General features: G+C 39.6%; 5 protein-coding genes. 4 read left to right on the forward strand and 1 reads right to left on the reverse strand.

All coding sequences use genetic code 11. The features are described from left to right. Nucleotides 1-1325, forward strand: a 1325-nt coding sequence (locus tag AC1DG9_RS19550) for an aryl-sulfate sulfotransferase (RefSeq protein WP_477635077.1), incomplete at its 5' end; no start/stop codon positions are given. Nucleotides 1326-1335: 10 nt separating this feature from the next. Here AC1DG9_RS19550 and AC1DG9_RS19555 read toward each other — a convergent pair. Then, complete coding sequence (locus tag AC1DG9_RS19555) at nucleotides 1336-2628, reverse strand: DEAD/DEAH box helicase (RefSeq protein ID WP_288881158.1); 1293 nt, start codon at nucleotides 2626-2628, stop codon at nucleotides 1336-1338. Between the two features lie 227 nt (nucleotides 2629-2855). On the opposite strand from AC1DG9_RS19555, the gene AC1DG9_RS19560 reads away from it, so the two are divergent. From AC1DG9_RS19560 to AC1DG9_RS19570, 3 genes are all read left to right on the forward strand, one after another. Beyond that, nucleotides 2856-5999, forward strand: coding sequence for a SusC/RagA family TonB-linked outer membrane protein (locus AC1DG9_RS19560; RefSeq protein ID WP_337716377.1), 3144 nt, complete (start codon nucleotides 2856-2858; stop codon nucleotides 5997-5999). Nucleotides 6000-6027: 28 nt separating this feature from the next. Further along, nucleotides 6028-7518 carry a SusD/RagB family nutrient-binding outer membrane lipoprotein gene (locus tag AC1DG9_RS19565; RefSeq protein WP_337716376.1) on the forward strand — a complete coding sequence of 497 codons (1491 nt, stop codon included), beginning with the start codon at nucleotides 6028-6030 and terminating at the stop codon, nucleotides 7516-7518. 75 nt (nucleotides 7519-7593) lie between these two features. Then, nucleotides 7594-8160, forward strand: a 567-nt coding sequence (locus AC1DG9_RS19570) for an alkaline phosphatase family protein (RefSeq protein ID WP_477635078.1), incomplete at its 3' end; no start/stop codon positions are given.

Below are 8160 nucleotides of genomic sequence, written 5' to 3' on the forward strand. Positions count from 1 at the left end.
AAATTATAGAGATAAAACTCAGCGCTCCAGATAGGAATAGCTTAAAGGTACATGCCGATGTAGAACTCAAAACCTCTTTAGATGTTTCAATTGAATATTGGCCAAAGGGAAAAGAAAAGCAAATAACAAGAACTCCCGTTTCGGTCAACAAAAAGCATCACCGCATCGTGATGACCAACTTAAATCCCAAACAAGAATATCGGTATCGTGTAATTACACAGACCAGTAAATGCGAAGCCAAAAGCAAAACCTACGACTTTAAAACCACGGACTTCCCAATGTGGATACAGGACTTCTTTAAAGTTTACGCACCAGATCCTAAGGTAATACCTACCTCTTTCAAACAAGGTTATATGCTTATCTACAGAAGAGAAATACCCGGCATCATTTTCATTATAGATGCTAAAGGCGCAATAAAATGGTATCACCAGGTAGATGGAACAGGTTTTAAAACCACCCACTTTACCCAAAACAAAACCCTGCTTTCCATTCTTGGTAATGATGAGTACCCAACCAGTTATGGCAATGAAATACTGGAGATATCTTTAAATGGCGATACCCTGCTTCATCTTAAAAAAGGTGAAAAGGATTTTAAGCAAACCATACATCACGAAATTATATTAAACAAGCAAAATCAGGTAGTTACCTTGTGTGTAGAACAAAAGATAATGGACCTTAGTAAATATGGCGGCAGCAAACAAGACACCGTTAAGAGCGATGGTATTTTAGTACTAGACAGGAAAGGCAAGAAAGTATGGAGCTGGAAAGTATTTGACGAGCTTGATCCGTTAAAGGACAAAAATTTAATGAGGGATAAGAAAGACTGGATGCATGCAAACAGCTTAAACTTTGATAAGGATGGCAATTACATTATTTCCTTTTATAACAACGGACAAATCTGGAAAATAGACGCCAAAACAGGTAAAGTGATCTGGAAGTTCGGTAAAGATGGCGACTTTAAAATGCCCGAAGGAAGCACCTTTGACCAAGGTCATTCCGTTCACATGAACAATCAGGGTAACCTGATGCTGTTCGACAATGGCACCAGTAAAAAACTATCCAGAACACTGATATTTAAGCTAAATGAAAGCGATAAAACATCACAACTGGTTACCGAAACAAAGCTTCCGCAGGAAATCTATAACGACCGCATGGGAAGCTCTTACCTGATAGCTGATACTACAATTTTACAATGTACCTCAAAAAGGCATACTGTAGTACTTACCAACTTTAAAGGTACTTTCCTTTGGATGCTCAAAAGTAGTATTATGCCTTATCGCGCAGAGTTTATACCTAAAGAAAAGTTAGCACCCTATATAGAATAACACGGTATAATTAACCGTGTTTCTTTTTCATTGTCATTTTAGCTTTCTGCCCTATTCCATAGTTATAATCTTTCGTGTTGCTTTCTTTTTTATCATGAAAAGCACCACCACCTTTTGGAGCGTCAACAGTTTCTTTTACTGTTTTAATTTTAGTAGAGGCTTTAGCGACTTTATCAATCACCAAATCTTCAGGCAAATCCATAACCGGAATTTTTGCACCTAACGACTGCTCAATCTTCCTTAAATCTACCAGTTCCATATCAGTAGCAAAAGTAATGGCCACAATCTCTTCCGAGTCTGATTTTACRACCCTGCTTAAAAACAATTCCTTTTGTTCAGGAACCTCAAAGTGGAATAAAAATGGAATACCCGATAAGTCTACATTTGCAGATCCCTCATTGGCTATAACTAAAACCCTTGCTTCAGGGGTATCTTTAAAATCTTCTATATGATCAAAACCCTCTTCATCAAAAAACAAAGGCTTCAATACAGAAACCTCACCTGGTTTGGCCGAGTGTAAAGTTTTACCAAGTTTCTGCGCTGTTAATCTCGAATTCACAAAAATCACAACCTTATCAAACACCTCATCATCACGCAACAACAGGTTCAGTAAGTTCACCTTGGTTTTAAAATTAGGCACCTGATATAGCAAAAGCTCGTGCGTTATTGCCTTACTATCTCCAAGATCTTCAACCTCTAAAGTAGTAGGGAAATTCATAAACTGATCAATCATCAGGTTCAGTTTATCATGAACAACAGTAGTAAAAATTAAATGCTGAACTTTACCGGCACTTCTTGCCAATTCACAAACCGGTAACTGCATACCTTGCTTTACAATCACTTCAGCATCATCAACTATCAGCATTTGTAACCTGTTTAAGTTAAGGCCAAGTTTTAAATATACCGCGCGTGCTCTGGTAGGTGTAGCAACCACAATATCAATACCGTCAAGCAGTTCCTGAATCACCTCATCCATGCCCCCTGTACCGTACAAGCCGATAATACGCAGATTGCGGTTTTTGCTTAAAAGTCTGAACTCTTCAATTACTGCAAGCACACGTTCCTGATCCGGAACCAGAATTAATACTTTAGGAGCCTCATCAGTACTGTATTTTAAACGCATTAAAACGCCAAGCACGTAGGTTGTGGTTTTACCACAGCCTTCAGGTCCAACAGCAATAATATCTTGCCCGCCAATTATCCTGGACATAGTTTTTGCCTGAATTTCTTTAGCAGATATATATCCGGCATCATTCATTGCTGTTACCAGCGACTTGCTTAGTTTTAATTTATCTAACGACACAGTTTCCTAATATTAAATTATAATGGCACAAATTTACGGAAATAAAACAACATCGTTATTCATAGAAAACAGAAACCTAATACATAGTTAACAATTAGTTTAATCTATAACCTTTAAGTTATAGGCACGGTCTTTCCACCACCTCAAAATCACAAAACCATAATCCCATTTTCATATTGATTTTACAGCACTCATCTAGCTTTGCGCYGTAAAAATCAAACTCAAACATGAAAAGAAAACTACTTTTATTTAGTGTTATATGCCTCTTCTTCGCTCAGGCAGCCATAGCACAAAATCTCATTAAAGGAGTCGTAAAAGACACCAAGGGCGTGGGCATACCAGGCGTTAGTGTAAGTGTAGCAAATTCAAAAAAAGCAACAGTTACAGATTTCGAGGGTAAATACAGCATTCCGGCAGCTGCCGATGCCACACTTACGTTTACTTACCTTGGCTATATTTCTCAAAACGCAGATGTAGCAGGTAAAACTCAGCTCGACATTACCCTCCAGGAAGATTCTAAAACACTTGGCGAGGTAGTAGTAACTGCAATTGGTATTAAGCAACAAAAGAAAAAAATTGGTTATGCAACGCAGGAAGTAAAATTAGATGTGTTGTCAGAATCAAAAACAATGAACATCGGTAATGCCCTATCCGGACAAGTTGCTGGTTTAACGGTAAACAACCCTACTGGGATGTTCCAGGCACCAGGCTTCTCTTTAAGAGGTAAAAATCCACTTATTGTTATAAATGGCGTTCCTGTTGAAACGGACTTTTTCGATGTTTCCGGTGATAATATTGCCAATATAAACGTACTAAAAGGTACTACTGCATCTGCTTTATATGGTTCCAGAGGTAAAAATGGCGCAATCTTAATCACTACAAAAAATGCTGAAAAAGACGGATTGGAGATCAACATCAACACCAACAATATGGTTACTGCAGGCTTCACTGTATTTCCTGAAACGCAAACCGAATACGGAAACGGATCTAACGGCAAGTACGAATTCTGGGATGGTGAAGATGGAGGTATCTCTGATGGTGATATGATCTGGGGGCCTAAATTTCAGCCAGGGGTTAAAATTGCACAATGGAACAGCCCTATCAGAAACAAGCAAACCGGAGAAACCATACAATGGTACGGAAATGTTAAAGGAACTATTTATGATGATAAATCTAAATACGAAAGAGTACCTACCGATTGGGTTAGACACGACAACCTAAACGATTTTCTTAGACCCGGTATAGTAACCAATAACGATTTCTCGGTAGCCTATAAAGGTGCCAAAGCACAATTTTATGCCTCAGGTAAATATTCATTTCAAAGAGGTCAGGTGCCAAATACCTCACTTACAACAGGTGGTATGAACTTTAACTCTTCATTTAACCTTACCAGTAATCTTCAATTAGACGCTACCCTATCTTACAACAAAGTTAGCTCTCCAAACTACCCACGTTACGGATACGGACCTAAAAACCATATGTACACCATTTTGATATGGATGGGCGACGACGTAAATGGCAAAGACCTTAGAGACCATATGTATGTTCCAGGCATGGAAGGATACAGACAGGCAAACTATAACTACGCCTGGTACAACAACCCATACTTTGCTTCAGAAGAACTTACACAGGCAACAGACAGAAATGTATTAAATGCACAAGCAAAACTTAGATGGCAGGTAACGCCTGAGTTAAGCTTGCAGGCAAGAGCTTCGGGACGTGAAAACAAATCGTTCGACAACATGAAAAGCCCTAAATCGTACATGAACTACGGCGATTCAAGAAATGGGGATTACAAAATGTGGAACAATTCACAAATGAATGTCGATCTGGATTTCCTTGCCTCATACAATAAAGAGATCTCTAAAGATCTAAACTTTACTTTAAACGCGGGTGCATCCACTTTCAATAGAGACATACAGCAAGAATATGCATCTAGTGACGGTCTAATTGTGCCTTTTGTTTATAGCTTAAACAACACCCAGGGCCCGGTACAGGCAACAAATTACCTGGAGCAGAAATCTATCCGAAGTGTATACGGATCGGCAAATTTCGATTTGTTTAATGCGGTGTACTTAAACATAACCGGCAGAAACGACTGGTCATCAACCCTTGCAAAAGAAAACAGATCATACTTCTATCCATCTGCATCTTTAAGTACTATGGTTTCAGATTATATTAAAATGCCTAAAGCCTTAGACTACCTTAAACTTTACACCTCATGGGCCAAAGTATCAAACGATCTTGCTCCATATAGCATCAGCTCCACCTATACAAAAGATGTAACCTACGGATCAACACCATCTGTTACCTACCCTAACGGGATCATCAACCCTAACATCAATCCAGAAAAATCTACATCGTACGAAGTTGGTTTATCAACCTCACTGGTAAAAAAAGTGGGCTTAGAATTTACCTATTACAATGTAATTGATGAAAACCAGATCATAGATTTAAGCACATCAGAGGCATCTGGCTTTAAAACACGTAAGGTAAACGGCAACAAATACAAAACTCAGGGTCTGGAAATAATGGCCAATTATAGTGCTGTAAAAAGCCAGAACTTTAGCTGGGATATTGCCGCAAACTGGAGCACTTCTGTAAAGAAATTAACAGAAATCTATAACAACCAGGCTAAGTTTGGCGATCTGAAATTAAACGAAAGAGCAGATAGCTTCTACGGAACAGTATGGCAAAAAAGCGCCACAGGCGAGGTAATTCTTGATCCAAATACTGGTTTGCCTACCAGAGATAACTTCAACGTAAACCTTGGCCATAGCGATCCGAGCTGGCGATTAGGCTTGCAAAACAAGTTCATGATAAAAGGTTTTGATGTAAACATCGATATCGATGGTGCATGGGGTGGCGTTATGCGCTCAGTAACTATCGAAAAAATGTGGTGGGGTGGTAAACATCCTAGCTCTGTTGAATTCAGAGACGCAGAATACGCAGCCGGAAAAGCAATTTACATTCCAGAAGGTGTAGTAATTACCGGTGGCGAGCTTAAAAGAGATGTAAACGGAAACGTACTTTCAGATACACGTACCTATAAGAAAAACACAACTGCTGTAAACTGGCAAACATGGAGTCAGATCTATCCATACCAGGCAAGAGTTACCGAAGAAGAGAACAAGAAATTTGCTAACGTTTTTGATCGCTCATTCTTCAAATTAAGAAGAATATCGGTAGGCTACGACCTTGCAAAGGTTATAAAAATGGGCAGTTTAAAATCAGTTCACGTATCTGCCTACAGCTACAACCCTTTGATGTGGAAGAAAATGCCATTACTAGATCCTGATTACGGTAATGACGATAACCTGCAAGACCCATCTGCAAGATTTATCGGCTTCTCATTAAGCGTAAAACTTTAACAGCTATCACATTTAAAACAAAAGAATAATGAAAAAATTAATATATAGTTTACTAGCCGGGGTACTCCTTATGTCGTCATGCAAGGACCAGGATTTAATGAACATAGACCCGAACAAACCTACCCAAACCCACCCGCAGCTTTTGCTTACCAAAATTGAGTGGGATACCTTCCGCGCATACAGCGGTACTTCGCCTTTGTATGCAACCCGTATGCTTGTACAAACAGATGGCGAAAGTGAAGGCCAGTATTTTAAATGGGGAAGAGGCGACTTTTCGCCCTACTCCTCTCTTAGAAATGTGACTAAAATGATAGAAGAAGCCGGCCGTATTAACGACAACTCTTACATCGCCTTAGCCAAATTTTTTAGAGCCTATTACTTTTACAACCTGACCCTTACTTTTGGCGATATCCCTTACAATCAAGCCCTGAAAGGAGAAGATCAGGCAGGTTATATGCCGCCTGTTTACGACAGTCAGAAAACCGTGTTTCAAGGTATTCTTAAAGAGCTTGATGAGGCAAACAACATGCTTAAAGGCTTAAACGTAATCATTGCTGGCGACATCATTTACAAAGGCGATGCAGCTAAATGGCGCAGGCTGGTTAACTCTTTCAGATTAAAAGTATTGATGACTTTATCAAAAAAAGAAAGCGACAACGACCTGAAAGTTAAAGAAACCTTTGCTCAGATTGTACAAAGCGAGCCTATTTTAGGCAATACTGAAGCCGATGGTGATGGGCAGCTGATCTTTCTAGATCAGGAAGGGAACCGCTATCCGGAGTTCAACTCAAGCGGATTCGGATCTGGTATGTTCATGGCATCTACTTTTATAGAGCATCTTCAAAACAGAAAAGACCCGCGTTTATTCTTGTATTGTACGCAAACAAAAATTGGCAAAGAGGCGGGTAAACCAATTAATGATTTTACCTCATACGAAGGTGGCGACCCTGCTGCTCCATATGCAGAAACCAGCATTAAAGCCGCAGCAGGTAAGGTATCTAAAGTGAATGACCGCTTTCCAAGCAACCCTACAAATGAGCCATTAGTACTAATGGGCTACTCAGAACAGGAATTTATTATTGCTGAAGGAATTGTAAGAAACTGGATTTCGGGCGATGCCAACCAACATTATAAAAACGGTGTAAAGGCATCCTTTAAATTCTATCAAACCTATGTTAAAGGCTATGAGGCTTATTTAACAGAAGAAAAAGCAAACGATTACCTGGCATTGCCAGTAAACAACTTTGCCTTGAGCACTACAACTGCCCAGAAAATGGAGCAGATAATTACTCAAAAGTATTTAAGAACGTTTTTCCAATCGGGATGGAGCGCATTTTATGACAACCTTAGAACAGGATATCCCGAATTCCGTCGCCCTGCTGGTGTTACCGTTCCTTACCGTTGGATTTATCCTCAATCGGAATACGACAACAACAGAGACAATGTTTCAAAAGCAATTGAAACTCAGTTTGGTGCAGGAAACGATAAAATTAACCAACAAGTTTGGTGGGTAAAATAAGCTCATATTCTTTATAATTTATTCGAAGGATTGATTAGTTTAGGCTAACCAATCCTTTTATTATAACACACTTAAATGGAAACCAGAAGAGACTTTATCAAAAAAGCATCCCTATTAACCGGTGCGCTAGGCATAGCTGGCATCTTACCGCCATCAATACAAAGAGCTATGGCAATAGACCCTAAAGTGGGCAGTACCTTTTTAGATGCAGAACATGTGGTATTTTTGATGCAGGAGAACAGGTCTTTTGACCACGCATTTGGCACGCTTAAAGGCGTAAGGGGCTTTAACGATCCTAGAGCTATTGCCCTACCTAATCAATACCCTGTATGGTTGCAAAGCAATAAAAAAGGTCAAACCTATGCCCCATTCCGGTTAAACATTAAAGATACAAAAGCAACCTGGATGAGCGCGCTTCCACACTCATGGGAAAATCAGGTAGATGCCCGAAATAACGGAAAATACGATGGATGGCTGGAAGCCAAAAGATCAGGCAATAAGGAATATGCTGATATGCCATTAACCATGGGATATTACAATCGCGAGGACATCCCCTTCTACTATTCCCTGGCCGATGCATTTACAGTTTGCGACCATAATTTCTGTTCTATATTAACAGGAACCAGTCCTAACCGCTGTTTC

Source organism: Pedobacter sp. 05L430, assembly GCF_056397585.1.